The following is a 24,825-nucleotide window of genomic DNA, read 5'->3' on the forward strand; positions in this document are numbered from 1 at the left end:
GTCCCGTGGCGAGCAACGCCCTCCCCCGCCGCTCCGCCGCCGCGGCGCTGCCCGACGATGACAGCATCCCGCTGCACGAACGCGTGCGCTATCGCGGGCTGCTGACCGTCGCGGTCATGGGCGCGTCGATCATGCAGATCCTCGACACGACGATCGCCAATGTCGCCATCCCGCATATGCAGTCGGCATTGGGCGCGACGAGCGAGACGGTGACGTGGGTGCTGACGAGCTATATCCTAGCGAGCGCCGTCGCGATGCCGATCACCGGCTGGCTCGCCGACCGGATCGGTCGGCGCGAATTGTTCATGGCGGCGGTCGTCGGCTTCATCATCGCATCAATGGCGTGCGGCGCCGCGCAATCGCTCGAACAGATGGTCGCCTTCCGCTTTTTGCAGGGGGTGAGCGCGGCCTTTATCGGGCCGCTGTCGCAATCGGTGATGCTCGACATCAACCCGCCCGAACGCCACGCGCGCGCGATGTCGATCTGGGGCATGGGGATCATGATCGGGCCGATCCTGGGGCCGATATTGGGTGGCTGGCTGACCGAGAGCGTCAACTGGCGCTGGGTCTTTTACGTCAACCTGCCCGTTGGGCTGCTCACGCTCGCGATGATGTGGGCGCTGCTGCCCAAGACAAAAAGCGTCACGCGGCGGTTCGACCTGTTCGGTTTCTCGATGCTCGCGCTGGGGCTCGCCGCCTTGCAGCTGATGCTCGACCGCGGCGCGCATCTCGACTGGTTCGACAGCATCGAAATCTGGATCGAGCTGGCAGTCGCGGTCTCGTGCCTGTGGATGTTCGTCGTCCATATGTTCACCGCGCGCGCGCCGCTGTTCAGCCGCCTGATGCTCGCCGACCGCAACCTCGTCACCGCGATGGGCTTCATGATCGTGATCGGGGTCGTGATGTTCGCATCGATGGCGCTGCTGCCCCCGATGCTGCAGAATCTGTTCGGCTGGCCGGTGATCGATACCGGCGTCGTGCTCGCGCTGCGCGGGATCGGCATCCTCGCCAGCATGTGGGTCGCGGGGCAATTGCTCGGCAAGATCGACGCGCGCTGGATGGTCGGCACCGGGCTGCTCATCGCCGCTTACTCGCTCTGGCAGATGAGCCACTGGTCGCTCGAAATGGGGATGCAGCCGGTGATCATCAGCGGGCTGGTGCAGGGGCTGGGCATGGGGCTGATCTTCATCCCGCTCAACACGATGGCGTTCGCGACGATCCAGCCGCAATATCGCACCGACGGATCGAGCCTGCTCAACCTGTTCCGCAGCATCGGCGCGTCGGTCGGCATTTCGGTGGTCACCACGCTGCTCGGTGCGAACATCCAGACGAGCCACGAGGACCTGGCGGCGCATGTCACCAACAGTTCGGTCGCGCTGCTCGACCCGTCGACCGCCGACCGCTTCGGCATCGCGGGCGACGCGGCGATGGCGATGGTCAATGCCGAGATCAACCGGCAGGCGGCGATGGTCGCCTATATCGACGATTTCTGGCTGATGATGTGGGTGACGCTGGCGTCGGTGCCGCTGGTGCTGCTGCTACGCCCGCCGAAGCCCGGGGGGCCGAAGGCGTCGGCGGCGGATATGGGGCATTAATGGGAACGGCGGCTTTGGGGGTGGGCAGCGGACGCTAGCCGTCTATCTGTTGACAGCCATCCCGCCACATGGCGCGGCGTCGTTTTTTATTCCGGTCCGCATGATAATGCTAATCGGCCTGCCATCGACCGACACTTGCTTCGGGACGTCAATTCGCTCCGCACTCTCAACTGAGAGAGTTAGCGTCTTTGGGTCTGTCCAACCGATATCGACACCGTAGGCGCAGCCGCTCCGCGCTGCTCCGTAAAGTCGCCCAGCTTGAACGGGCTTCTGCTCCTGCTTTGACGAGTCCGATAGTTCGACGAGATAGCCATACGAGGTCGTGGCTCCGCCGTTGGTTTCAAATAGCACGGCGCTGGTCCGACCGTCCGGTGACGCTAGTTGCGTCACCTCATCGCGCGGAGGTTCTGTCGTACATGCCACGAGGGACAACATAAGGAGAGTAGCCCGGAGCTTCATCACCTAGCAGTGCCAAAAGAACGGAACGTCTGCAATCGGTCGGTAGCAGCCGCTCAGCCCGCCCGGCGCGCCATTGCGAGGCGCATGAATTCCGCCGGGTCGGCGTTTTCGGCGAAGACCGGCACTGTCGGGTCGATCGCGATCCAGCCGCGTTTCCGGCTGGTCCAGATATGCGCGAAGGGTTCGAGCCCCGATGGATCGTCGAGGGTGCCGGCGCGCACGATCGTCATCGCGGGATAGACGGTGTTCGCATTGCACACGCGGCTGAAGCAGTCGGGGCAGTGCCGGTTGTTCGTCGTCCCGCCGGACGGGCGCTCGGTCGAATAGATCATACTGCGCCCGGTCAGTGTCAGCGCATCGGTCGATACGATGACTTGATCGGCAAAGGCGCTCGCGGTCGATTTCTGGCAATCGAGGCAGTGGCAGCAATAGTTGAGCAGCGGCCCGTCCTGTTCGAAGCGGTAGCGCAGTTGCCCGCAGCGGCAGCCGCCGGTGAATTCGGCAGCCATATCAGCGGAAGAAGCAGTTGGTGCCGGCGAAAAGCGCGTCGATTTTGGCCGCGTCGCCGGGCGCCGCGAACATGCCGCCGATTACATTATCGCCGGTGCCGATGCTGAATTCCTCGCCCAGCGTGCTGTCCTCGAGGTCGACGATCGACACCGATTCCCCCGCCTTGGCGCGCGTCGTGCCGATGGCGATCCCGCTCATCGTCGAGTAGGTCGCGGCGCCGGGTTCGTTACCGAGGAACCAGCCGGCGAACTTGCCGTCCTGGAAGTTGAGCGTCATCGCGTCGTAGCGAGTGAATTCCATCGGGCCCGCGCCGCATTCCTCGTTGGTGCTGCGGTCATCCTCCTTGCCCGCGACGTTGGCGAGCGCGGTTTCCGCCTGCGCGCGCGGGACGCCGAAAGCGAGCAGGCTGGTCTTGCCGCTGGTCTTGTCGACAAAGCGCAGCCCTTCGCCATCGAGATTGACCGCAGTGGTCGCGGCATTCGGGCCGTCATTCTTCGCCTCGGGCACCGGCGGCGCAACCGGATCGGCGTCGGCGGGCGCCTTGTCAGCGGCGGGTTTGCATGCGGCGAGCAGGCCAATCATCGCGAGGGTGACGAACTTACGCATATTCTCTCCTGTCGCGGCGCGGGATCGCCAGCACCAGTATCGCACCGAGGGTCGCGAGCGCCATATCCTTTTGCGCGTCCCATATGTCGCCTTGCTGCCCGTTGTAGCGATCGGCGGTTTCGCCCGCCGCGACGATGGTGAGCAGCCATTCGAAGATTTCGTAGAGGCAGGATATCGCCAAAACCCAGCCGAGCACGGTTAATGTTGCGCCGCGCGGGCCGAAGCCGCCCCAGCGCCGCGCGATCTCGGCAACGGGGATCACCGACAGCGCGCCGAAGGCGAAATGGACGAGGCGGTCATAATGGTTGCGCGTCCAGCCGAAGGCGTCGGACAGGCTGCTGCCGGTGATCGCGCGCGCCCAGTCGTCATAAGGGACATTGCTGTACGCATAGCGGCCGCCGAGCGTGTGGAGTGCCATGAAGAGGGCGATGCACGCGACCGAGGCGGTCGACAGCGGCCAGCGGCGGAGCAGCCATGGCGCGGCGACGATCAGCAGCATCGTCGGGATATGCTGGAGCAACGCGATTTCGGGATAGGGCTGGTCGACCTGCGCAAGGAGCAGTAGCGCAAGGAGCGCCCCGATAAGGCGGCGCTGCGCGGGCGGGGTGGCGGCGCTCACCAGCGCAGCGACATGCAGCTGAGCCCCGCGTCGATATGCGCGATCTGGTCGGTCGGCAGCGGATGGATTTCGATGCCGCGCTCCGCGAGCAAAGCGTGCGTCGCGGACCAGCGGTCGCCGACGAGCACGGTGTCGCGAATGCGCAGGATATTGGCGGCGGGCTCTTCGCCCGGCGGGGTCGTGACGACCTCGAGCCCGTCGAACTGCGGGCAAGCGGCGAGCGCCGGGACGGCGAGGATCGTGCGCGCATCGATCAGCCCGCAGCCGGTCTTGAAGTGAAGCACGCCCGGCGGGGTTTCGGCGATCTCCGCGCGATAGCCGAGCTGGCCGAGCAGGCCCGCGAGTTCTTCGGCGCCGGTGCGGTCGGTACGCGCCGAGAGACCGATGATCACGCGGTCGGCGAGGCGCAATATGTCGCCGCCGTCGGCGTAGCCGGGGCCGGTCATTTCGAGGAGGCGCGGGTGGTGCGCAGCGAGCGCGCCGCGGATATGCGCGACCTCGCCCGCGCGGCTCGGCGCACCGGGACGGAGCAGGATCGCGCCCTTGGGGAAGGTCAGCGCGACATCCTCGGTGAACAACGCATCGGGGAAATCGTCTAGCGGTTCGAGGACTTCGACCGCGAGGCCGAGGGTACGCAGCGTCGCGACATAGGCCTCATGCTCGGCGAGGAGGCCGTAGAAATCGGGGTCGGGACCGCCGTCGGCGCGGATACCCTTCACCGCCGAACGGGCGGGGGCGCGGCAGAGGGCACGGGTGAAGGCATAGGGACTGGTCATGCCCCATCCCTACCCGTTCGCATCCCGAAGTCGAGATGCGAACGGAGAGAGGTTCGGGCTCAGCCCTTCTTGAGGTGGCGGCGGCCGAGCAGCTCGGCGATCTGCACCGCGTTCAGCGCCGCGCCCTTGCGGAGATTGTCGCTGACGCACCAGAGGTTGAGGCCGTTTTCGACCGTCGGGTCCTCGCGCACGCGGCTGACGAAGGTCGCGAAGTCGCCGACGCATTCGACGGGGGTGATGTAACCGCCGTCCTCGCGCTTGTCGTGGAGCACGACGCCGGGGGCTTCGCGCAGGATGCGCTGTGCGTCCTCGGCCGACAGTTCATCCTCCATCTCGATGTTGATCGCTTCGGAATGGCCGACGAAGACGGGCACGCGGACACAGGTCGCGGTGACCTTGATCTTCGGATCGAGAATCTTCTTGGTCTCGACGACCATCTTCCACTCTTCCTTCGTCGAACCGTCGTCGAGGAATTTGTCGATGTGCGGGATGACGTTGAAGGCGATCTGCTTGGTGAACTTGTTGATGTCCTTCTCATCGCCGACGAAGATCTGGCGCGTCTGGTTCCACAGCTCGTCCATGCCCGCCTTGCCCGCGCCCGACACCGACTGATAGGTCGAGACGACGACGCGCTTGATCTTGGCGGCGTCGTGGAGCGGCTTCAGCGCGACGACCATCTGCGCGGTCGAGCAGTTCGGGTTCGCGATGATGTTCCGCTTGGTATAGCCGTCGATCGCGTCGGGGTTCACTTCAGGCACGATCAGCGGCACGTCGGGATCCATGCGATAGAGCGACGAGTTGTCGATCACGACGCAGCCGGCGGCCGCTGCCTTGGGCGCGTGGATCGCGGTCGCGTCGCTGCCGATCGCGAAAATCGCCATGTCCCAGCCCGACCAGTCGAAATTCTCGATATTCTGGCACTTCACGGTTTTACCGGTATCGCCGATTTCGATCTCGTCGCCCTGGCTGCGCGACGATGCGACCGCCGCCAGTTCGTCGTAGGGAAATTCGCGCTCGGCGAGAATGGCGAGCACTTCGCGCCCGACATTGCCCGTGGCTCCGGCGACTACGATACGATAACCCATTTATTCACTCCTCAGTGCAAACACTCGGTTGAAAACGTAACTAAAACTCAGACTTTCCAGCGGAAATGGCCGGTCAGCTTATGCTTGAACAACGCATCCTCCTCACGCGTGCCGCCGCCGATATTGTGGAGGACGAGCGGTACGCCGGTCGTATCCTTGCGGTCGGACACGATGCCGGTGTGCGGCAGCCGCCCGCCGACCATCTGGGTGAAGATGTCGCCCGGACGCCAGTCGGCGGGATCGTTGGTGACGGGCAGTGCCGCCCCGTGCCGCCGCCAATAGGTCGCGAGATTGGGCACGCGGCGATGATCGATGTTGCGGTCGGGGCGGCCGAGCCCCCAATTTTTCGGATAAGCCCCAAAATTGGCGCGCATGTCGGCGTTTACAAGGGCCTGGAGATCGTGGCCCAGCGCATCGCGAAAGGCGCGGATCACGACGTCGGTGCACACGCCCTTCGCGCGGTCGACATCGCCGTTCGGGAAACGCAGCACGGTGTAGGCGGGGTCATAGGTCAGCGTGACGCCGACCTGCCGCCGCGCGGCACGCACCAGAAGCTGCGCCGGGGTAAGTGCCATCGCCTCGCCCGACACGCCGAAGGCAAGCACCGCGCCAAGGAAGGCGCGCCGCGTTGGCTGGAACGGAGGTACGGACGCTTGCATCAAATTCGCTTTGCCCAAAAGAAAACGACCGGCTCTGCCTGTTGGCGGAACCGGTCGTTTTTGAAAGCTGTTTCGGCTTTGGTGTGGAGAAGCTCTCCTTAGCCTTCGCCGGCTTCCGACCGGTAATCGCGGCGCTCCGCAATACGCGCCGATTTACCAGTGCGGCCACGAAGATAGTAAAGCTTCGCACGACGCACAGCACCCTTGCGGATCACGGTAATGCTGTCGATGTTGGGCGAATAGAGCGGGAACACGCGCTCGACACCTTCGCCGAACGACATTTTGCGCACGGTAAAGTTGGAGCCCATGCCCTTGTTCGAGCGTGCAATGCACACGCCTTCGAAATTCTGGACGCGGGTGCGCTCGCCTTCGACCACCTTCACGCCGACTTTCAGCGTGTCGCCGGGACGGAAGGTCGGAATGGTCTTGCCAGCCTTGGCAATTTCTTCGGCTTCGATCGTCTGGATGAGGTTCATGTCCTCTAGTCCTTTTCTTTTCGCCGCGCGCCAGAGGCAGGCCAACCCGAGCATCGATATGACGCTCCCAAAGGTCCGGCCTGCGTAACCGTATCTGTCGGCAAGGCTTCCCGATCGCAGCACTTCGGAAACCCTGCGCCCCGTCCGGATGACCGGCCGGGGATAAGCGGATGAGGGGCGCGCGCAAGCAATGCGATTCGCCCGGTTCCACTCGAAGCCGCGGCCACTACGCCGGAAAGCCATGAAATGCAAGGGTCTCGGCGGCGAAGCGGCGCGGCGGGTTTAAACGGCCATTAACCAAAATCCGTCATGTGCAGCAGCGGAGGGACCCGATGCTGCAGATGACCGCCATGAAGCCGCTCGCGAGCCGCGCTTTTGCGCCCGCCGACGGCACCGGGCTGGCGGCGTTCCTCAACTGGGCGCTGTGCTGGATACTGCTGCCCAACCTGCCCTTTCTGCCGATCACCATCATGGGCGGGCCGATGCGCGCGCCCGAAATCTGGCTGTGCGCCGCGGTCGGCTTCGTCGCGAGCTGGTTCGGATATTGGGTTCGCCTTTCGGCCTTTTTCGGCCTTCTCGCCTATCTGACACTCGTCTTCATCGCGAGCATGTTCAACATGCACGTCAGCATGATCCTGTCGGTGATCGCGCTGGTGCTCGACCTCCGCCCCGCCGCCTCGCCCGAATATATGATCGGCGGGGGGCTGCTGATCTTCGTCCTGGCGATCGCCGCGCGGCAGCTTCGCCGGCCGAACCATCTGCGCGGACTGCAGTGGATGGCCGCAGCCGCAGCGCTGACCTATACGCTGGCGACGGCCGACTATGTCCGGGCGCGCGACGGGTCCACCGCCTATAACCGCGTGGCACCCGCCGATGCGCCGTTCACCTCGGCGACGCAGCAAACCGGCTTTCTGAAGCTCGCCGACGGCAAAAGGCATGTGATGATCGTCGTCGTCGAGGCGATGGGGCTACCGACCGAGCCCGCGCTGCGCACGCGCCTCGACGCCATCTGGACGCGCCCCGAACTCGCCGAGCGGTTCGAGATCAGCCAGGGCAGCACGACCTTTTACAATTCGACGACCAAGGGCGAGATACGCGAGCTGTGCCAGCGATGGGGCGATTATCCCGAGATCGCGGTGCCCGACCCCGATTGCCTGCCCGCGGCCTTGGCACGACGCGGCTATGCGACGCACGCTTATCACGGCTTTTCGCCGAAATTCTTTGACCGCGATCGCTGGTATCCGCTGATCGGGTTCGAACGAATGAGCTTTCGCGACACGCTTGAGGCCGAGGGCGCGGGGCATTGCCCGAACGTCTTTCCCGGCGCGTGCGACCGCAACATTCCGCGGCTGATCGGCCGCGACCTCGCTGCGGCGAAGCGGCCGCAGTTCGTCTATTGGCTGACGCTCAATTCGCATCTGCCGGTGGTCGCCAACGCCGAGCTGCGCACCGAGAATTGCCGCCAGCTTGGCGCCGTGCTCGACAGCGATTATCCGCCCGTCTGCCGCCTGTTCGCGATCTGGGACGACACCGCTGCGGCGCTCGCCGCGATGGCGAACCGGCCCGATTTCCCGCCGACCGACATATTGATCGTCGGCGATCATATGCCGCCCTTCACCCAGCAAAAGAGCCGGATGATGTTCGACAGCACGAAGGTACCGTGGGTGCTTCTGCGCTATCGGGCGCCGGAGCGTCCGGCCGAATAGGCCGCCCACAAATCGGGACGCCGCGCCTCGGTATCGCGTTCGGCCTGCTCGCGGCGCCACGCCGCAATCTTCTTGTGATCGCCCGACCGCAGCACGTCGGGGATATCGCGCCCTTCCCAGCTCACGGGCCGCGTGTAGTGCGGATATTCGAGCAACCCCTGTTCGAACGATTCATCGTCGCCGCTGGCCGAAGCGCCCATCACGCCGGGAAGGAGGCGGATGCACGCGTCGAGCAGCAACAACGCGCCCATCTCTCCGCCCGACAATATGATGTCACCCATCGACACTTGCTCGATCGGCCTCGCGTCGAAGATGCGCTCGTCGAATCCTTCGAACCGGCCGCAGAGGATGATCGCGCCGGGGCCGGCCGAAAGCTGGCGCACGCGCGCCTGCGTGATCGGTGCACCGCGCGGGGTCATCGCAAGGATTGGGAGGCCCGGATGCGCCGCCACCGCATGGTCGATCGCCGCCGCCAGCACATCGGCCTTGAGGACCATGCCGGCGCCGCCGCCCGCGGGTGTGTCGTCGACGGTGCGGTGCTTGTCGGTCGCGAAATCGCGGATATGCACCGGCGCGCAAGCCCACGTCCCGCTTTCGAGCGCGCGCCCCGCCATGCTGTGCCCTAGCGGGCCGGGAAACATGTCGGGGTAGAGGGTGAGCGGGACGGCGGTGAAGGTCATGGTCGGCGCTCAACAGAAATCTGGCGCCAAGTCCAGCGCATCAAGCCGTGCCCCAACAACCACGCCAAAATCGCGCCAACCGGCCCCCACCAAAGAAAAGAAATGGCAAACTTCCAGCCGAAAGCGGCCGAGTAGAGCCACAATCCGATCAAAACCGGAATCAGCAACAATATCGGCACGATCGCAGGAGCTACTATGACGGCTTCCCGATAGCCAACGCCGCCCCTTCCCGCACGGCGTAATGACAGGCGATACAGAAGCATCGTCCCGATCTGCATGAGCAGAATAAAGCAAATCAGAGAGATAGCCGGGAATATGCTCATAACAGCGGCTCCCATACCGCGTCGGGCAGCAGGTGGCGATCCTTCTCGATTTCGGCGTGCAGCCATTCGCGGAAGCGTTCGATCTTGCGCACCCCGACGCGGTTATCACGGTGGACGAGCCACATGCCCGACCCCTTCGACACATAGAATGTGTCGAAGGGCTGGACCATGCGGCCGCTCGCGAGTTCGCCCTGCCAGTAGAGCGGGGTCATCATCGCGACGCCGAAGCCCGCCTGTACCGCCGCCCCTTCCTGCAACTGGCTGTCGAGTTCGATCCCGCGACGCGACGTCGCGGGCGGCGTTCCCACCCCTGCCAGAGCGAACCATTCGGCCCACCAGCTGTCGTTCGGCGCGAGGCGCTGGACGCGGAGCAGGTCGGCGGGCTCGCGGATATCATGTTCCTCGAGAAAGGCCGGCGAGGCGATCGGGGCGAGATATTGGCGCATCAGGAAATCGCTGCGCAGTCCCGGCCACACGCCCCTGCCGATGCGGATCGCGACATCGACGTTGGAGGCGTCGAAGTCGACGAGATCGTTGCTCATCGCCATGCGCACCGCGAGTTCGGGATATTGGAGCTGGAAGCTGCCGATGCGCGCGCTGAGCCAGGTGCCGCCGAAGCTGGTCGCGGCGTTGATCGTCAGAACATCGGCCTCGTCGCTGCCGAGCGCGGCGAAGGCGTCGCCCATCGTGGCGAAGGCGTTGCTGATCGCGGGGAGCAATCGCTGCCCCGTTTCGGACAATCGCACACGGCCCTTTTCGCGCACGAAGAGCGCGCGGCCGAGGCGATCCTCCAATTGGCGGATTTGATAACTCACCGCCGCCTGCGTGAGCCCCAGTTCCTCGGCGGCGCGCGAGAAATTCTGCAAACGTCCGGCGGCTTCGAAGGTGCGCACGGCAGCGAGGGGCGGCAGGCGGGACATAAGACCTTATAAGCAGAGCTTATAATATGGTCTACGCCTTTTGTTGGCCGCGGGGAGCGGGGCGAGGCATATTCTGATCATCAAGCGAAAGGAGATGAACGATGAGAGACGAGCAGTTCATGCGCGTTTGGAATGACGGTCATGATCATTTCAGCGCCGATATCGCCCGCGGCCTCCACTGGCTCGCGACCCCGTTCCGCCGCCTCGGCGAGTGGATCGCCCTGCCGAGCGCGCCCGGCGAAGACAGCGCCTTCACCCGCGTTGCTGCACGCTGCGGCGTGCGCCCGCGCCGGGCACGATAAGAAACCCTGCCCTCCCCTCTCGAAGGTCCAGGGCGAAAACGGGGTGAGGCCGTCCCTTGCTAAAGCCTCACCCCGTCGAAATCAGCGCGCCTCGGGTGGCACGACGCGCAGGCGCAGCGCCTGGATCGTGACCGGCGTCGTCGGCGCGAGCAACAATTGCCCGTCGAGCTTGCCCTTCTCGCAATTGAGCCGGAAGGCGGTCGACATCGCCCCGCTCGGCGCGAGCGGTTCGTCGGTCGGGCATGCCCCGACCTCGGCCTTCAGCTTCGCAAATTCGGTTTTCCAGTTATCGGCCGAGCGGTCGAGCAGGAAGTTCATCGCGAGCCGACCCTGCAGCGGGCCAAGGTCGCCCGCGGCATAAGCCGCCCTTGCCGCCGCATAGGCGTCCGCCACCGCAGGCGACACCGGAACGGGGCGCGTTTCGAGCAGCCCCGCCTTGTCCATCGCGACCGCGGTGTCCCATGCGGGGCCCGACGGTCCGGCGTAGGTCCGGTTCGACAGCGCGAAGACCCCGACGCCATGGTCGGGCATCAGCATCACATGGCTGCCATAGCCCGGATAGCCGCCACCATGCGCGAGCGTGAGGCCGAGGTCGCAATCCTGCGCGACGCGCCAGCCCATGCCATAGGCGCCGGCCTGCTTGCACGCCGTGGCACCGCTCGCCCCGATGCGGTTCGTCACCGAGACGAAGTTCGAGCCCTGCGCGATCTCGCGCACCGTTGACCGCTTGACCGGGCCATTGTCGGCATCGTCGCGCGCGGGCCAGGCCGAAAGCAGGAAAGCGACCCATTTGGCATAGTCGGCCGCGCTGACCTGCAAGCCGCCCATCGCATTGAACGCGCCGTCGACCATCTCGGGCTCGGCGGTCCAGCGCTCATTTTCCCAGCGATAGCCGAGCGCGTAACGTGCCTTGGGCGCTTTGGGCGCATCGAAGCCGCTGCTCGTCATGCCAAGCGGGGTCAGGATCGTTTTCTGGACATAGGCCGTGTACGTCATGCCCGAGGCGTTGGCGACGATGCGGCCGAGCAGCGCGTAGCCGAAGTTCGAATATTCGTGGCTACTCTGCGGCACGCGGCTGAACGGTACACCCGCCGCGATCATCTTCGTGAACTCGTCCTGCGGCAGTATCTGTTGGCGGTCGCCCCATGGATCGTCGGTGACGAAGCCGCCGACATGCTGGAGCAGGTCCCTGATCCGTATGCGCGGGCTATCCTTCGTCGGATAGGTCCAGCCCTTCATTTCGGGCACATATTGCTCGGCCAGATCGTCGAGCCGGAGCTTGCCGTCGTCGCGCAATTTCAGGATCGACAGCGCGGTGAAGGCCTTGGTCATCGACGCGATGCGGAACAGGCTGTCGGGGGTCACCGCGCCCTTGTCGGCGATATTCTGGACCCCGATGCCCTTCACATAGGCAAGCTTGCCGTCCTTGACGACGCCATAGACGACGCCGGGCACATGCTGCTCGGCCTGGAATTTGGCGAAGAGCGCGTCGATTTCAGGAACGAGTTGGTCGAGGGTTTTCGGGGCGACCTCCTGCGCCTGCGCAGAAAGTGGAGCCAAAAGCAGGGCGAGGAAAAGACCGGTTTTCAAGCGCATGAAATCCCCCTTCAGTATGTCATGGGGCTATCATTTGCGCCCTATCGTCGCAACATCGCTATCGGGCGCGGCCGGTGCGCAGCGCGATCGCCCAATCGCTTCGCCCTTCGACCTCCGCCTTGCGCGCGGCCGCCTGATGGTCATAAGCGACGGCGACCAGATCGACATGAAGCGTGTCGCCGTCGACCACGGCATAGCGCGCCGCGGGCGATCCGGTTTCCATCACATGATAGTGCGGCCGGTCCCAGTCATAGGCGGGCAGCCCGACGCTGCCCGGATTGGCAACCGTACGCCCGTCGGACAGCTTCACCTGAAGCGGAACGTGGGTATGTCCGCACAGGACAAGCCGTTCGCTGCGGCCGACCACGCGCGCGGCGACGGCGTCGGCCGGCGTATCGCTTACTCCCGCTTCGTCCACGTCGTGGAGCATATAGTCGAGATCGCTGTGGAGCGTCCCGTGGCACAGATAGATGTCGGGCCGCCACGCGAGCACCGGCGGCAGCGTCCGGAGCCACGCACGTTCGCCCTCGCCGATCGCAGCGTCGGCAAAACGGTCCGAATCGCCCATTTGATCTCGCGTCTGCGTCAGCAGCTGGCGCTCATGGTTGCCGGCGATCGTCGGCCATTCGAGCGGGCGCAGATAGGCGGCGGTTTCGACCGGCCATAACGGCCCCGACAGGATATCGCCCAGATTGATGAATGTGTCGCAACCGCGCCGTTTCGCATCGTCGACGCAGGCTTCCAGCGCCGGGAGATTGCCATGGATGTCGGAAAGAACCGCTATCCGGCTCATTCGACATAGTCGCTGGAAATCACCACCTGCTCGCCCCATTCGGGAACGGCCTTGTCGTTCATCGGCACCATGAAGCGCTTGCCGTCGGGTTTCGCGATTTCGAGAATGTCGCCGGCGCCGAAATTTTCGACCGCAACGACTTCGCCGACGGTGCGCCCGTCGGTGGACACGCACGGCAGGCCGAGCAGGTCGTGGTGGTAATATTCGCCCTCGCCCAGCGCGGGCAGCGCCGAGCGCGGCACCGTGAGCACCGTTCCGCGCAAGGCCTCGGCAGCACTGCGGTCGGTGATTTCGGCGAAGGTTGCGACCGCGCCCTGATTGGCGGGACGTATCGATTTGAGGGTCAGCTTGCGGTCGCCCGCGTCGAAAACGGAAAAGGCGCGGAGAGCCTCCGCGCCTTCGCCGAACAGTTTGAGACGCACCTCGCCCCGCACCCCGTGCGCGCCGGCGATGGCGGCGAGGGTGACGGGACGATCGGCGTTCATAAAGGCTTAGCCTTCGGCCTTTTCTTCGGCTTCGGGAGCAACCGGGCCGCCTTCGGCGACTTCTTCGGCGATCGCGGTCGCGTCGTCGGCGGTCGCGTCGGCCGGGGCTTCGTCGGCGACGGCTTCGGCAACGGCTTCGGCGGTTTCTTCGCTCTTCACCGAACCGGTCGAATCCGATTCAGCGGCTTCGGGAGCGGCAGCTTCTTCGGCCACGACTTCTTCAGCGGCCACTTCCGGAGCGGCTTCTTCAGCAGCTTCGGGTTCCGGGGCCGGAGCGGCGGCAGCGGCTGCTGCGGCTTCTTCGGCGTCAGCCAGCTTCTGGGCCTTTTCTTCGGCACGTTCCTTGGCCTTTTCGCCGGGGACACCCTTGTTCGGATTGTTGCGCGCGGCGCGCTCGAGGACGCCCGCGGCGTCGAGGAAGCGGGCGACGCGATCGGTCGGCTGCGCGCCAACCGAAACCCAGTGCTTCGCACGGTCGGCGTCGAGCTTCACGCGCTCCGGATTGTCCTTGGCGAGCAGCGGGTTGTAGCTGCCGATCCGCTCGATGAAGCGGCCGTCGCGCGGGCTGCGCGAATCGGCGACGACGATCTTGTAATAGGGACGCTTTTTCGAACCGCCGCGTGCGAGGCGAATGGAGGTTGCCATGATATTTTCCTTCAGGGTTTAATGTTCAAATTCGGGTGTAATTACTTCTTTTTATTCATCAGATTGGCGAGTTCGGGCGGGATGGAGCCGCCTCCACCAAGACCGGGGAGGCCACCGCCACCCATTCCGCCCATTCCGGGAATGCCGCCGCCCTTGCCGAACAGCGCGCCGAGCCCCTTGAGCCCGCCCATCTTGCGGATTTTCTTCATCGCGCTGGCCATTTCCTGGTGCATCTTCAGCACCTTGTTGACCTGCTGCACGGTGGTACCCGAGCCGTTGGCGATGCGGATCTTGCGCTTCGCGGTCAGGATTTCGGGCTTCGCGCGCTCTTTCGGGGTCATCGAACCCATGATCGCGTCGAAGTGGATGAGCATCTTGTCGTCGGCGGCGCCCGCCGCCATCTGCGCCTGCGCCTTCTTGATCCCGGGGATCATGCCCGCGAGCGCGCCGAGGCCGCCCATGCGGCGCATCTGGTTCAATTGCGTACGAAGGTCATTGAGGTCGAACTGGCCCTTGGCCATCTTCGCCGCCATCGCCTCGGCCTCTTCGGCCTGGATCGTTTCGGCGGCGCGTTCGACAAGGCTGACGACGTCGCCCATGCCGAGGATGCGGCCCGCGATACGCGAGGGCTGGAAGAGTTCGAGCCCGTCGAGCTTTTCGCCTGTGCCCGCGAACTTGATCGGCTTGCCGGTGACGGCGCGCATCGATAGCGCGGCACCGCCGCGCGCGTCGCCGTCCATGCGGGTGAGCACGACGCCGGTGAGCGGCACCTGATCGGTGAAGCGCTGCGCGACCTGCACCGCGTCCTGACCCGTCAGGCTGTCGACGACGAGCAAGGTTTCGGCGGGGTTCGCGGCACGCGACACCGCCTGCATCTCGTCCATCAGCTGCTGGTCGACGTGGAGACGGCCCGCGGTGTCGAGCATCAGGACATCATAGCCCTGCAGCTTCGCGGCCTGCATGGCGCGCTGCGCGATTTCGACCGGCTGCTGCCCCGCGACGATCGGCAGCGTCGCGACGTCGATCTGGGTGCCGAGGACGGCAAGCTGTTCCTGCGCGGCGGGGCGATTGACGTCGAGCGACGCCATCAACACCTTCTTGCGCTCTTTTTCCTTCAGCCGCTTCGCGATCTTCGCGGTGGTCGTCGTCTTACCCGAGCCCTGAAGACCGACCATCATGATGACGGCGGGCGGGGTAACGGCAAGGTCGAGCTCTGCGGTTTCGGAGCCGAGCATTTCGGTCAGCGCGTCGCTGACGATCTTGACGACCTGCTGCCCCGGGGTGACCGAGCGCAGGACATTCTGGCCGATCGCGAGTTCGGTGACCTGGTCGACGAAACTGCGCACGACCGGCAGCGCGACGTCGGCCTCGAGCAAGGCGATTCGCACTTCGCGCATCGCGGCGCGCACGTCGGCCTCGGTCAGCGCGCCGCGGCCGCGGAGCTTCCCGAAAACATCGCCAAGCCGGTTGCTCAGACTATCGAACACAGCCAAAATCCCTGCCTACAACGCCCGCAACGCAAAACACGCCGGTGAGCGAAACCTCGCCAACCAGCGGTATCCGTGGACAGACTTTCCGTCGCGGATGTCGATATGTCCGAACGCAAAATGCGCGCGGACGCGGCGGCCTTTACGCAAAACCCCCGCCGAAAGCAAGCGGCGGGCCGTCCCGTGCGCGCGAACGGCACGGCGGCGACGCACTTAACCCAAATTTCACCGCTTTCTCTCATAAAGCCCGCGAGGGTGGGAAAAATTCATATGACAGCGACGCCGAAGCAATTCGACCGCAGCGAGGGCGCCAAACGCGACATCATAGCCGGGGGCATTGTTGTCGCCGCGATCCTGCTGTTCGTGGGGACGGGCAGCAATGTGATGCAGGCGGCCGTGCGCGCGCTGATCGGCATCGGCGGCGGCCCCGACCGCGCGCTGGCGACGGCGCTCATCCTCAATGTTGCGCTCATTCTCTTCGGCTGGCGCCGCTACAAGGATCTCAACCGCGAAATCGTCGAGCGTACCGAGGCAGAACAGCGCGCGCGCTATCTTGCCGACACCGATCCGCTGACGGGTTTCCTCAATCGCAGGGCGCTGCTCGCGGCGGGCCAGCGGCAGATCGCGACCGCGATCGCAGAAAAGCGTCAGGTCGCGCTGTTCCTGCTCGATCTCGACCATTTCAAGACCGTCAACGACATCCACGGCCATGCCGCGGGCGACCGTGTGCTGCAGGTCGCCGCCGAGCGCATCTCGGCCGTGCTGCCGCCCAATGCCACCAAGGCGCGGCTCGGCGGCGACGAATTTGTCGCGATGCTGGTGTTCGAGCCTGCAGCGCGCGCCGACATCGACGCGCTGGCGGCCGAACTCGTCGCGGCGCTCGACAATAATATCACGCATGACGCGCAGCAAATCCGCATCGGCGCCTCCCTCGGCATCTCGCTCGCCAACGACGCCAGCATGACGATGGAAACGATGGTCCGCCAGGCCGACATCGCGATGTATCATTGCAAGGACGAAGGCCGGAACCGCTTCTGCTGGTTCGAACAGGGAATGGAGATGGCCGTGCAGGTGCGCAACCAGATCGAAACCGGCATCCGCGATGGCATGCCGCGCGGCGAGTTCGTCCCGCATTTCGAACCGCAGGTCGACATCGCGAGCGGACGCCTGATCGGTTTCGAGATGCTGATGCGCTGGGAATCGCCCGAATATGGGATGATCCCGCCCGAACGCTTCATCCCGGTCGCCGAGGAAAGCGGCTTGATCGGCGAATTGTCGCTGCAGGTGATCCGCGAGGCGATGGAAATCGCCAAACGCTGGGATCCGTCGATCATGCTCGCGGTCAACATTTCGCCGCAGCAGCTGAAAGATCCGTGGTTCAGCCAGAAGCTCACCAAGCTGCTCGTCGAGGTTGGATTCCCGGCGGCGCAGCTCGAGGTCGAGATTACCGAAAGCTCGCTGTTCGAAAATCTGCCGCTGGTGCGCTCGATCGTCACCAGCCTCAAAAATCAGGGCGTGTCGCTCAGCCTCGACGATTTCGGCACCGGCTACAGCTCGCTGTCGCACCTGCGCGCGCTGCCGTTCGACCGGATCAAGATCGACCGCAGCTTTGTCGCCGCGATGCGCGGCAGCCCCGATGCGCAGGCGATCGTCGTCGCGATCGTGCGGCTGGGCGAAAGCCTGGCGATGCCGATCACCGCCGAGGGTGTCGAGGACGAGGCGACCGCGATCGAACTGACGCGGCTCGGCTGCTCGAAGGGACAGGGCTGGTATTTCGGCCGCGCCGCATCGGCGTCCGACACCGACCGGCTTCTGGCGGAGCGCGGCCTGCTGCGCGCGCCGATGGTGCCGCCCGCCGGCCCCGAACTCGGCGAAGACGCCCCGCTGCGCAAGACGGCCTGACACCGCCGCATCGCTAGACTTCGCGCCCGCGCCCCCTTACATGCGCGGACTATGGCAGACCGCTTCACCAAGATGCATGGCCTCGGCAACGATTTTGTCGTGATCGACGCACGCGAGCATAGCGTCGAGATGACGCCGGCGCGCGCGCATGCGATCGCCGACCGGCGCCACGGCATCGGGTGCGACCAGCTGATCCTGCTCGAACCGTCGAACAGCGCCGATGTGAAGATGCGGATCTTCAACGCCGACGGCGGCGAGGTCGAGGCGTGCGGCAATGCGACGCGCTGCGTCGCGACTTTGATCGGCAAGCCCGCGGTGATCGAGACCCTGGGCGGGATGCTGCGCGTTACACCGGCCGACGGCGGCGCCGAGGTCGTGCTGGGCGAGCCCGAATTCGACTGGGAGCATATCCCGCTCGCGATGCCGATGGACACGCGCGACATGCCCGTCGCGTGGGACGAGCTGGAGCATGGCGCCGGGGTCAATGTCGGCAATCCGCACATCGTCTTTTTTGTGCCCGAGGCCGATGCGGTCGCGCTCGACGAGCTCGGCCCGCGGATCGAGACCGACCCGCTTTTCCCCGAACGCGTCAACGTCAATGTGGCGAGCCTCGACGGCGAGAACCAGCTGCAGCTGCGCGTCTGGGAACGCGGCGTGGGCCTGACGCAGGCGTGCGGCACCGGCGCGTGTGCGACTGCCGTCGCGGCGATCCGCGCGGGGCTGGTCCAGTCGCCGGTGACGGTGTCGCTGCCCGGCGGCGACCTCGTCATCCGCTGGGCGCCCGGCGAACCGATCGTGATGAGCGGCGCCGCGACGCGCGTGTACGAGGGCGAGACCGACTGGGCGCAGTTCGGATGAGCGCCTCCCTCGTCGACCGGCAAGAGGTCGTCAATTTCGGTTGCCGGCTGAACATCGCCGAGGGCGAAGGGGTTCGTGCGGCCGTCAAGGCCGCGGGCGCTCGCGACACCATTGTCTTCAACAGCTGCGCGGTGACCGACGAAGCGGTGCGGCAGGCGCGGCAGGCGGTACGGCGCGCGCTGCGCGAGCGGCCGGGCGCCGAGGTTGTGGTGACCGGGTGCGCGGCGGAATTGGAGCGCGATGCCTTCACGGCGCTGGGCGCGCGGGTGGTGTCGAATGACGCGAAGGGGCTTGCGCAGAGTTATGGTGGCGCGGCGGCCGAGGCCGGCGTTCGACCTTACGCCCCCGCCCTCTCCGGCGCCGATCATGCGCGCGCCTTCCTCGGCGTCCAGACCGGCTGCTCGCATAGCTGCACCTTTTGCGCGACGGTGCTGGCGCGCGGGACGGCGCGATCGGCGGACATCGATGCGGTGGTCGCATCCGCGCAAACCGCGCTGGGTCGCGGGCAGCGTGAGATCATCCTGACCGGGGTCGACCTTGCGAGCTATGGCGACGATAGCGGCACGACATTGGCCACGCTGGTCGAGGCTTTGCTGGCGCTGCCGGTCGAACGCCTCCGCCTGTCGTCGCTCGACCCGGACCGGATCGACGACGCGCTCTTCGCCTTGCTCACGCAGGAAAAACGCGTGATGCCGCATATCCATCTGTCGCTACAGGCGGGCGACGATATGGTACTGACGCGCATGAAGCGCCGCCATCGCCGCACCGACGCCGTCGCGCTGATCGAGCGATTGAAGGCAGCGCGCCCAGAGATCGCGATCGGTGCCGATCTGATCGCGGGTTTCCCGACCGAGGATGACGCGATGTTCGCCAACTCGCTGGCGCTGATCGACGATTGCGACATCGTTTTCGGCCATATCTTTCCTTACAGCCCGCGCGCCGGCACGCCCGCCGCGCGGATGCCGCAGGTCGGTCGCGCCATCGCGCGCGAGCGCGCCGCCGCCTTGCGCGAGGCCAATGCGCGGCGGCGGCAGGACTGGCTCGATGCGCAGCTCGGCCGCACCGCATCGATGCTCGTCGAGCGCGACGGCATCACGGGCCATGCCGAAAATTTCGCCGCCGTGACGCTGACCGCACCCGCGGCGCCCGGCACCATCATTGACGTGCGCCTCGGCGCACGCGACGGCGACCGCATGATCGCCACCCATACGCAAGCAAAGGACATCGCCGCATGACCGGCAAAAGCTGGAGTGAAAGGCTGCTCGGCGGATTTCGCCGCACGTCGGAGCGGCTTGGCGAGAATCTCGCCGGTCTGACCGGCAAGGCACGGCTCGATGAGGATGATCTCGACCGCATCGAGGAAGCGCTGATCACCGCCGACCTCGGGCCCGCGATGGCCGACCGCATCCGCAGCCGCCTCGCCGAACGCCGCGACATCGCCGCGAACGGCACCGAGGAACTGCGCAGAATCGTCGCCGAGGAAATCGCCGCGGTGCTGCGCCCGGTCGCCGAACCGCTCGACATCGACGCCTTTCCGCGCCCGCAGGTCATCCTGGTGATCGGGGTCAACGGGTCGGGCAAGACCACGACGATCGCCAAGCTCGCGCACCTGTTCCAGGAACAGGATTATGGCGTGATGCTCGTCGCGGGCGACACCTTCCGCGCCGCCGCGATCGGGCAACTGAAGGTCTGGGCCGAACGGCTCGGCGTGCCGATCATGGCGGGGCCCGAGGGCGGCGATAGCGCCGGCATCGTGTTCGACGCGGTGAAACAGGCGACCGCGACGGGCATCGACGTGCTGATCGTCGACACCGCCGGCCGCCTCCAGAACAAGCGCGAGCTGATGGACGAGCTCGCCAAGATCAAGCGTGTACTCGGCCGTCTCAACCCCGCGGCGCCGCACGACGTCGTGCTCGTGCTCGACGCGACGACGGGGCAGAATGCGCTGTCGCAAATCGACGTGTTCCGCGAGGTCGCGGGCGTGACGGGCCTCGTCATGACCAAGCTCGACGGCACCGCGCGCGGCGGCGTCCTCGTGTCCGCCGCCGAGCGCCACGGGCTTCCCATCCATGCGATCGGCATCGGTGAAACCATCGACGACCTTCGCCCGTTCGATGCGGACGAGATCGCAGCTATTATTGCAGGAAATATCAGATGAGCGACCAGCTCCCGACGGGCCCCGAAGCCGTCCCGGCACCGCCGCCGGCGAAGCATGGCATGCTCAATTTCGTGATCGATTTCGGGCCTTTGCTCGTCTTCTTCCTCGCCTATAAATTCTCTTCCGGCGGCGAAGGCGCGTTCGCGGCGACGACCGCGGCAATCAAGGGCACCGTGGCGTTCATGGTCGCGATCGTCATCGCGATGATCGTGTCGAAATGGAAGCTCGGCAAGATTTCGCCGATGCTGTGGATGTCGAGCATCCTCGTGCTCGGTTTTGGCGCGCTGACAATCTGGTTCCACGACGAGCGTTTCATCGTGATGAAGCCCACGATCATCTACGCCAGCTTTGCCGTGCTGCTGCTCGGCGGTTACTGGTTCAAGAAGCCGATGCTCAAATATCTGCTGCAATCGGCGCTCGAAGGGCTCACCGACCGCGGCTGGCTGCTCCTCTCGCGCAACTGGGGGCTCTTCTTTGCCGCGCTCGGCATCGCCAACCATGTCATGTACGAGATGATCCAGGCGAAGCAGATGAGTTTCGACCTGTGGCTGACGATCAAGGTGTGGGGCGTCACCGCCCTCTCCTTCCTCTTCACCTTCAGCCAGGTTCCCGTGATGCTGAAGAACGGCCTTGCCGTCCCCGAACAGGCGGCCGCCGACAAAAATTGATGCATTTCCTCGCTGTGCTGGCATAGCTGCGTCACCGGCTCCGGGTCGCACGCGGCGCCGCGATAAACAGGGGGAACTGCAATGGACAAATTTTTCGGAAATCTGCACGCCGTGTTGGGCACCGGGCTGGTGCTCGCGATCATATTGATGCTGTGCCTCAACGGCCAGAATTTCGAGGACGGGGTTGCCGCGGGCAACGCGATCCTGCGCTGGCTGCACACCTTCTTCGGCGTGCTGTGGATCGGCCTGCTCTATTATTTCAACTTCGTCCAGATTCCGACGATGCCGAAGATCCCGGCCGAACTGAAACCCGCAGTCGGCAAGCATATCGCACCCGCCGCGCTGTTCTGGTTCCGCTGGGCGGCGCTGATCACCGTGCTGCTCGGCCTCGCGATCGCGGGTCATGCAAAATATCTGGCGCCCGCGCTCGGGCTGCAGGATCCGTATAAGCTGATCGGCGTCGGCATGTGGCTGGGCCTGATCATGGCGTTCAACGTCTGGTTCGTGATCTGGCCGAACCAGAAGAAGGCGCTGGGCATCGTCGAAGCCGACGATGCGACGAAGGCGAAGGCCGCGAAGACCGCGATGATCTTTTCGCGGACCAACACCTTGCTGTCGATCCCGATGCTCTATGCGATGGTGAACTTCAGCTAAGCCTGCCGACAATATCGCAAGGGGCGCTCCGGGAAACCGGGGCGCCCTTTTCGTATCAGCCCTCGATCGCCGCCTTGTGCATGCGGCCGTTCATCACATAATGCGCGACGCCCATCTGCATGCCCGCAGCCTGCGCATCGTCGATCTCGCGCACGCGCCGTGCGGGCGATCCGGCCCAGAGCTCCCGCGTCGGGATTTCCTTATTCTCGGTCAGCAGAGCGCCCGCGGCGAGCATCGCGTCGCTGCCGATCCGACAGCCGTTCATCACCGTCGCCTTCAGCCCGACGAACGCCCGGTCGGCGAGCGTGCAGCCGTGCACCATCGCCATATGGCCGATCAGCACATCCTCGCCGATGATCGTCGGGAAGCCGTCGGGGCGGTGCGGCATCGGGCCGTCGCAATGGACGACGCTGCCGTCCTGGATGTTCGATCGTGCGCCGACGACGATGTGGCTGACGTCGGCGCGCAGCACGCAATTATACCAGATGCTGACGTCGGGGCCGATCGTGACATCGCCGATGATCCGGCACCCGGGCGCGATGAAGGCGCTCGGATGGATCACAGGCGTCTTGCCGTTGACGCTGATGATGCTCACGTCCTGATAGGTCATTCGTCGCGGCCTCCGATGATATTCTTCCAGATCAGCACCGGCAGCGTCGAGGCATAATCGTCGGTCCAGCGGGTGAAGCCGGGGCGCGCGTCGAGCGGCACCCAAGTGTCGAGGTCGCGCGATTCCTTGCGCGGACGGATGCCGCCGGTCAATTGCTGCATCCGCTCTGGCGTCGCGGTCAGCGCGACCCAGTTCGATCCGGTCAGGTCGCCATATTCGTCGCCGATCGGGCCCGGGTCCATGCGGATCGCGCTCGTCCAGCCGCGCGCTTTCGCTTCCGCAGCCAGCACCGGCTCGAGATCGAAGAAGCGATTCGAGATATGGATGAGCAATATGCCGTCGGGCTTCATGGCGCGCGCATAGATGCCGATCGCTTCCTTGGTCAGCAGGTGCAGCGGGATCGCGTCCGACGAAAAGGCGTCGATGACGATGACGTCGAAGTGGCCGGCGGGCTGGTTGGCGAGTTGGAGCCGCGCGTCGCCGATGACGATCGGCGTGTCGCCGGCGCAATCGGTGAGGAAGGTGAATTTCGACGGATCGCGCGCGATGTCGACCATCACCGGGTCGATTTCGAAGATCGTCCAGTGCTGACCGGGCTTGCGATAGCAAGCAAGCGTGCCGGCGCCGAGCCCGACGATGCCGACCGAAGCATTCGGGCCGGCGAGCTGCCCCGCCTTGTCGAGCGTCAGCCCGACCCCCGACTGATGACCATAATAGGTCGTCGGATCGCGCCGGTGCGCGGCGTCGGTGCGCTGGAGGCCGTGAAGCGTCGTGCCATGCGCGAGGCGACGCTGGTTCGATGCGGGATAGTCGGTGACGGTGTAGACGCCGAAATAGCTGCGCACGCGCGCGCCGGCGAAGCTTTCCTGGATCGTGTCCCAACCACCGACGCCGATCATCAGCAATGCGAGCACGGGCACATAGGCCCAGCGCCAGCCGATGACGAGCATGCCGATGACAAAGATCGCGATACCCCACGACGTCGTCGCGCTGTCGAGCCGGCCGGTCCAGTCGCCGACCATATGCCAGGCACCGAAAGCGGCAACCACGACGAACATAAGCGCGACGGCGCGCGCAGTCTTCGCTTCAAGCCCAAGCCACTTGTCCCACGGGAAGAGCGCGGGGAGCGGCAGCAGCAGCCCGGCGGCGAGGATCAGGATCGGATGCTCATACACCCAGTCGAAGATCAGCGGCGCGAACAGCGCGGCGAACAGCCCGCCGAGCACGCCGCCCGCCGACATGATGAGGTAGAAGAGCGTCAGGTGCTGCGCGCCCGGGCGGAGATGATAGAGGTAGCCGTGGAGCGCGGTCGCGACGACGAAGAGCATCGCGAGGCTGGCGAGCGCGACCATCATCGACCCGCCGCCCGAGCTCAGCAGTCCGAGCCCGCCGACCGCGAGCAGCACGACGGGCGCGACCAGCGTGATGATCTGCGTCGGCCGCTCCATCGTCGAAAAGGCGATGACGAAGCTGAGCAGATAGAGCCCCAGCGGGAGCACCCAGAGCAAGGGCATTGCGACGATGTCGGTGGTGAGGTGCGTCGTCGTCGACAGCATCAGCCCCGATGGCACCGCCGCGATCAGCAGCCAATGGATCTGGCGGCGGAGCGTCGGGCGCGGTTCGTCGTCGGCGGCGGCGTGGGCTTCGGCGCCGCCATGCCAGCGTGCTGCGGCCGCCCCGGCGACGAGCAGGACGAGCAGCGCATAACCCGCGGTCCAGCCCCAGCTCTGCGCCGCGAGCGGCAGCGTCGGCTCAACGAGCGCAGGATAGCTGATGAGGCCCGCGAAGCTGCCGAGGTTGGAGGCGGCATAGAGATAATAGGGATCGCCCGCGCGGGTATCGGCGGCGAACCAGCGCTGCATCAACGGCGCCTGCGCCGACACGACGAAGAAGACCGGGCCGATCGAGGCGAGCAGCAGCAAGGGCACCCATAGCGCCTCCTGCCCCGGCCCGGGCGCCCCGATTTGCGCGATGCCGATCGGGAGCCACAGCGCCGCGACAAGGAAGAGCGCGAGATGGATCGTCGCCTGCCGCCGCACGGTGAAGCGCCCGAGCCAGTGCGCATAGGCATAACCGCCGAGCAGCAGCGCCTGATAGACGAGCATCGCGCTGTTCCACACCGCGGGCGCGCCGCCCAATTTGGGCAGCACCATCCGCGCGACCATCGGCTGGACGAGGAAGAGCAGGAAGCTGCCGACGAGGATCGTCAGCACGAACAGCCAGCGGCGCGGCGATGCGGCAGCGATCATAGTG

General features: G+C 65.5%; 25 protein-coding genes and 1 pseudogene. 9 read left to right on the forward strand and 17 right to left on the reverse strand.

Going from position 1 to position 24,825, the window contains the following annotated elements:
- Positions 1 to 5 precede the first annotated feature (5 nt).
- Positions 6 to 1,595 (forward strand): MDR family MFS transporter, encoded by a 1,590-nt coding sequence (locus tag GGC65_RS11055; protein WP_192647207.1) that lies wholly within the window; start codon positions 6 to 8, stop codon positions 1,593 to 1,595.
- Between the two features lie 512 nt (positions 1,596 to 2,107).
- Here the strand turns inward: GGC65_RS11055 and GGC65_RS11060 are convergent.
- The 7 genes from GGC65_RS11060 to rplS all read right to left on the reverse strand — a co-directional run bounded on the left by GGC65_RS11060 (position 2,108) and on the right by rplS (position 6,785).
- Positions 2,108 to 2,563: a GFA family protein gene (locus GGC65_RS11060; RefSeq protein ID WP_192647208.1), complete on the reverse strand. Its 456-nt coding sequence runs from the start codon at positions 2,561 to 2,563 to the stop codon at positions 2,108 to 2,110.
- Between the two features lies 1 nt (position 2,564).
- Positions 2,565 to 3,170: a hypothetical protein gene (locus GGC65_RS11065; RefSeq protein ID WP_192647209.1), complete on the reverse strand. Its 606-nt coding sequence runs from the start codon at positions 3,168 to 3,170 to the stop codon at positions 2,565 to 2,567.
- On the reverse strand, positions 3,163 to 3,789 hold the full coding sequence (locus GGC65_RS11070) for a DUF2238 domain-containing protein (RefSeq protein ID WP_318780155.1): 627 nt from the start codon (positions 3,787 to 3,789) through the stop codon (positions 3,163 to 3,165). The genes GGC65_RS11065 and GGC65_RS11070 overlap by 8 nt, the downstream gene beginning before the upstream one ends.
- Positions 3,786 to 4,565, reverse strand: coding sequence for a dimethylarginine dimethylaminohydrolase family protein (locus tag GGC65_RS11075; protein WP_192647210.1), 780 nt, complete (start codon positions 4,563 to 4,565; stop codon positions 3,786 to 3,788). Before GGC65_RS11075 ends, GGC65_RS11070 begins: the two co-directional genes overlap by 4 nt.
- Positions 4,566 to 4,624: 59 nt before the next feature.
- Complete coding sequence (locus GGC65_RS11080) at positions 4,625 to 5,650, reverse strand: aspartate-semialdehyde dehydrogenase (RefSeq protein WP_192647211.1); 1,026 nt, start codon at positions 5,648 to 5,650, stop codon at positions 4,625 to 4,627.
- A 47-nt stretch (positions 5,651 to 5,697) separates the two neighbouring features.
- The gene (locus GGC65_RS11085; protein ID WP_225940779.1) at positions 5,698 to 6,309 is read right to left on the reverse strand and encodes a DUF1287 domain-containing protein; all 612 of its coding nucleotides are present in this window, start codon (positions 6,307 to 6,309) and stop codon (positions 5,698 to 5,700) included.
- 98 nt (positions 6,310 to 6,407) lie between these two features.
- Positions 6,408 to 6,785, reverse strand: a complete 378-nt coding sequence (rplS, locus tag GGC65_RS11090) for a 50S ribosomal protein L19 (protein ID WP_192649503.1) — start codon at positions 6,783 to 6,785, stop codon at positions 6,408 to 6,410.
- Between the two features lie 332 nt (positions 6,786 to 7,117).
- Between rplS and GGC65_RS11095 the strand changes: the two genes are divergently transcribed.
- A complete protein-coding gene (locus tag GGC65_RS11095; protein ID WP_192647212.1) occupies positions 7,118 to 8,491 on the forward strand; it encodes a sulfatase-like hydrolase/transferase in 1,374 nt (457 codons plus the stop codon).
- On the opposite strand, the gene trmD is transcribed toward GGC65_RS11095, so the two are convergent.
- From trmD to GGC65_RS11110, 3 genes are read right to left on the reverse strand one after another with little or no spacing between them, the layout of a single operon-like run.
- Positions 8,461 to 9,171, reverse strand: a complete 711-nt coding sequence (gene trmD, locus GGC65_RS11100; RefSeq protein WP_192647213.1) for a tRNA (guanosine(37)-N1)-methyltransferase TrmD — start codon at positions 9,169 to 9,171, stop codon at positions 8,461 to 8,463. The two genes, GGC65_RS11095 and trmD, sit on opposite strands and share 31 nt — an antisense overlap.
- The gene (locus GGC65_RS11105; RefSeq protein WP_192647214.1) at positions 9,168 to 9,494 is read right to left on the reverse strand and encodes a hypothetical protein; all 327 of its coding nucleotides are present in this window, start codon (positions 9,492 to 9,494) and stop codon (positions 9,168 to 9,170) included. Before GGC65_RS11105 ends, trmD begins: the two co-directional genes overlap by 4 nt.
- Complete coding sequence (locus GGC65_RS11110) at positions 9,491 to 10,414, reverse strand: LysR substrate-binding domain-containing protein (protein ID WP_192647215.1); 924 nt, start codon at positions 10,412 to 10,414, stop codon at positions 9,491 to 9,493. Before GGC65_RS11110 ends, GGC65_RS11105 begins: the two co-directional genes overlap by 4 nt.
- Before the next feature lie 101 nt (positions 10,415 to 10,515).
- Here GGC65_RS11110 and GGC65_RS11115 point away from each other — a divergent pair, with 101 nt between their 5' ends.
- On the forward strand, positions 10,516 to 10,716 hold the full coding sequence (locus GGC65_RS11115) for a hypothetical protein (protein WP_192647216.1): 201 nt from the start codon (positions 10,516 to 10,518) through the stop codon (positions 10,714 to 10,716).
- Between the two features lie 81 nt (positions 10,717 to 10,797).
- On the opposite strand, the gene GGC65_RS11120 is transcribed toward GGC65_RS11115, so the two are convergent.
- From GGC65_RS11120 to ffh, 5 genes and pseudogenes are all read right to left on the reverse strand, one after another.
- On the reverse strand, positions 10,798 to 12,312 hold the full coding sequence (locus GGC65_RS11120; protein WP_192647217.1) for a serine hydrolase domain-containing protein: 1,515 nt from the start codon (positions 12,310 to 12,312) through the stop codon (positions 10,798 to 10,800).
- A 58-nt stretch (positions 12,313 to 12,370) separates the two neighbouring features.
- Complete coding sequence (locus GGC65_RS11125) at positions 12,371 to 13,105, reverse strand: metallophosphoesterase family protein (protein WP_192647218.1); 735 nt, start codon at positions 13,103 to 13,105, stop codon at positions 12,371 to 12,373.
- A complete protein-coding gene (gene rimM / locus GGC65_RS11130) occupies positions 13,102 to 13,590 on the reverse strand; it encodes a ribosome maturation factor RimM (RefSeq protein WP_192647219.1) in 489 nt (162 codons plus the stop codon). The genes GGC65_RS11125 and rimM overlap by 4 nt, the downstream gene beginning before the upstream one ends.
- Positions 13,591 to 13,764: 174 nt before the next feature.
- A pseudogene (gene rpsP / locus GGC65_RS11135) lies at positions 13,765 to 14,235 on the reverse strand (30S ribosomal protein S16); the annotation flags it as partial.
- Positions 14,236 to 14,276: 41 nt separating this feature from the next.
- Positions 14,277 to 15,722, reverse strand: a complete 1,446-nt coding sequence (ffh, locus tag GGC65_RS11140) for a signal recognition particle protein (protein WP_192647221.1) — start codon at positions 15,720 to 15,722, stop codon at positions 14,277 to 14,279.
- Between the two features lie 270 nt (positions 15,723 to 15,992).
- On the opposite strand from ffh, the gene GGC65_RS11145 reads away from it, so the two are divergent.
- The 6 genes from GGC65_RS11145 to GGC65_RS11170 all read left to right on the forward strand — a co-directional run bounded on the left by GGC65_RS11145 (position 15,993) and on the right by GGC65_RS11170 (position 21,962).
- Positions 15,993 to 17,624, forward strand: coding sequence for a putative bifunctional diguanylate cyclase/phosphodiesterase (locus GGC65_RS11145; RefSeq protein ID WP_192647222.1), 1,632 nt, complete (start codon positions 15,993 to 15,995; stop codon positions 17,622 to 17,624).
- A 51-nt stretch (positions 17,625 to 17,675) separates the two neighbouring features.
- Positions 17,676 to 18,482: a diaminopimelate epimerase gene (gene dapF / locus GGC65_RS11150; RefSeq protein WP_192647223.1), complete on the forward strand. Its 807-nt coding sequence runs from the start codon at positions 17,676 to 17,678 to the stop codon at positions 18,480 to 18,482.
- Entirely contained in the window at positions 18,479 to 19,717 is a 1,239-nt protein-coding gene (locus tag GGC65_RS11155; RefSeq protein ID WP_192647224.1) for a MiaB/RimO family radical SAM methylthiotransferase, read from the forward strand. The genes dapF and GGC65_RS11155 overlap by 4 nt, the downstream gene beginning before the upstream one ends.
- Positions 19,714 to 20,640, forward strand: coding sequence for a signal recognition particle-docking protein FtsY (gene ftsY / locus GGC65_RS11160; RefSeq protein ID WP_192647225.1), 927 nt, complete (start codon positions 19,714 to 19,716; stop codon positions 20,638 to 20,640). The genes GGC65_RS11155 and ftsY overlap by 4 nt, the downstream gene beginning before the upstream one ends.
- Positions 20,637 to 21,308 (forward strand): inner membrane-spanning protein YciB, encoded by a 672-nt coding sequence (locus GGC65_RS11165; protein ID WP_192647226.1) that lies wholly within the window; start codon positions 20,637 to 20,639, stop codon positions 21,306 to 21,308. Before ftsY ends, GGC65_RS11165 begins: the two co-directional genes overlap by 4 nt.
- A gap of 81 nt (positions 21,309 to 21,389) precedes the next feature.
- The gene (locus GGC65_RS11170) at positions 21,390 to 21,962 is read left to right on the forward strand and encodes a urate hydroxylase PuuD (RefSeq protein WP_192647227.1); all 573 of its coding nucleotides are present in this window, start codon (positions 21,390 to 21,392) and stop codon (positions 21,960 to 21,962) included.
- Between the two features lie 55 nt (positions 21,963 to 22,017).
- Here GGC65_RS11170 and GGC65_RS11175 read toward each other — a convergent pair whose 3' ends face one another.
- Together GGC65_RS11175 and GGC65_RS11180 are read right to left on the reverse strand one after the other, a co-directional pair.
- Positions 22,018 to 22,572: a gamma carbonic anhydrase family protein gene (locus GGC65_RS11175; RefSeq protein ID WP_192647228.1), complete on the reverse strand. Its 555-nt coding sequence runs from the start codon at positions 22,570 to 22,572 to the stop codon at positions 22,018 to 22,020.
- The gene (locus GGC65_RS11180; protein WP_192647229.1) at positions 22,569 to 24,821 is read right to left on the reverse strand and encodes a fused MFS/spermidine synthase; all 2,253 of its coding nucleotides are present in this window, start codon (positions 24,819 to 24,821) and stop codon (positions 22,569 to 22,571) included. Before GGC65_RS11180 ends, GGC65_RS11175 begins: the two co-directional genes overlap by 4 nt.
- Positions 24,822 to 24,825 lie beyond the last annotated feature (4 nt).

Origin of the sequence: Sphingopyxis sp. OAS728 (genome assembly GCF_014873485.1) — a bacterium.
Taxonomy (GTDB): Bacteria; Pseudomonadota; Alphaproteobacteria; order Sphingomonadales; family Sphingomonadaceae; genus Sphingopyxis.

Bases quoted from the DNA above. Each gene is read 5' to 3' on its own strand.
- GGC65_RS11060 (WP_192647208.1), bottom strand. From the start codon at position 2,563: ATGGCTGCCGAATTCACCGGCGGCTGCCGCTGCGGGCAACTGCGCTAC.
- GGC65_RS11065 (WP_192647209.1), bottom strand. From the start codon at position 3,170: ATGCGTAAGTTCGTCACCCTCGCGATGATTGGCCTGCTCGCCGCATGC.
- GGC65_RS11075 (WP_192647210.1), bottom strand. From the start codon at position 4,565: ATGACCAGTCCCTATGCCTTCACCCGTGCCCTCTGCCGCGCCCCCGCC.
- GGC65_RS11080 (WP_192647211.1), bottom strand. From the start codon at position 5,650: ATGGGTTATCGTATCGTAGTCGCCGGAGCCACGGGCAATGTCGGGCGC.
- GGC65_RS11085 (WP_225940779.1), bottom strand. From the start codon at position 6,309: ATGCAAGCGTCCGTACCTCCGTTCCAGCCAACGCGGCGCGCCTTCCTT.
- rplS (WP_192649503.1), bottom strand. From the start codon at position 6,785: ATGAACCTCATCCAGACGATCGAAGCCGAAGAAATTGCCAAGGCTGGC.
- GGC65_RS11095 (WP_192647212.1), top strand. From the start codon at position 7,118: ATGCTGCAGATGACCGCCATGAAGCCGCTCGCGAGCCGCGCTTTTGCG.
- trmD (WP_192647213.1), bottom strand. From the start codon at position 9,171: ATGACCTTCACCGCCGTCCCGCTCACCCTCTACCCCGACATGTTTCCC.
- GGC65_RS11105 (WP_192647214.1), bottom strand. From the start codon at position 9,494: ATGAGCATATTCCCGGCTATCTCTCTGATTTGCTTTATTCTGCTCATG.
- GGC65_RS11110 (WP_192647215.1), bottom strand. From the start codon at position 10,414: ATGTCCCGCCTGCCGCCCCTCGCTGCCGTGCGCACCTTCGAAGCCGCC.
- GGC65_RS11115 (WP_192647216.1), top strand. From the start codon at position 10,516: ATGAGAGACGAGCAGTTCATGCGCGTTTGGAATGACGGTCATGATCAT.
- GGC65_RS11120 (WP_192647217.1), bottom strand. From the start codon at position 12,312: ATGCGCTTGAAAACCGGTCTTTTCCTCGCCCTGCTTTTGGCTCCACTT.
- GGC65_RS11125 (WP_192647218.1), bottom strand. From the start codon at position 13,105: ATGAGCCGGATAGCGGTTCTTTCCGACATCCATGGCAATCTCCCGGCG.
- rimM (WP_192647219.1), bottom strand. From the start codon at position 13,590: ATGAACGCCGATCGTCCCGTCACCCTCGCCGCCATCGCCGGCGCGCAC.
- GGC65_RS11145 (WP_192647222.1), top strand. From the start codon at position 15,993: ATGACAGCGACGCCGAAGCAATTCGACCGCAGCGAGGGCGCCAAACGC.
- dapF (WP_192647223.1), top strand. From the start codon at position 17,676: ATGGCAGACCGCTTCACCAAGATGCATGGCCTCGGCAACGATTTTGTC.
- GGC65_RS11155 (WP_192647224.1), top strand. From the start codon at position 18,479: ATGAGCGCCTCCCTCGTCGACCGGCAAGAGGTCGTCAATTTCGGTTGC.
- ftsY (WP_192647225.1), top strand. From the start codon at position 19,714: ATGACCGGCAAAAGCTGGAGTGAAAGGCTGCTCGGCGGATTTCGCCGC.
- GGC65_RS11165 (WP_192647226.1), top strand. From the start codon at position 20,637: ATGAGCGACCAGCTCCCGACGGGCCCCGAAGCCGTCCCGGCACCGCCG.
- GGC65_RS11170 (WP_192647227.1), top strand. From the start codon at position 21,390: ATGGACAAATTTTTCGGAAATCTGCACGCCGTGTTGGGCACCGGGCTG.
- GGC65_RS11175 (WP_192647228.1), bottom strand. From the start codon at position 22,572: ATGACCTATCAGGACGTGAGCATCATCAGCGTCAACGGCAAGACGCCT.
- GGC65_RS11180 (WP_192647229.1), bottom strand. From the start codon at position 24,821: ATGATCGCTGCCGCATCGCCGCGCCGCTGGCTGTTCGTGCTGACGATC.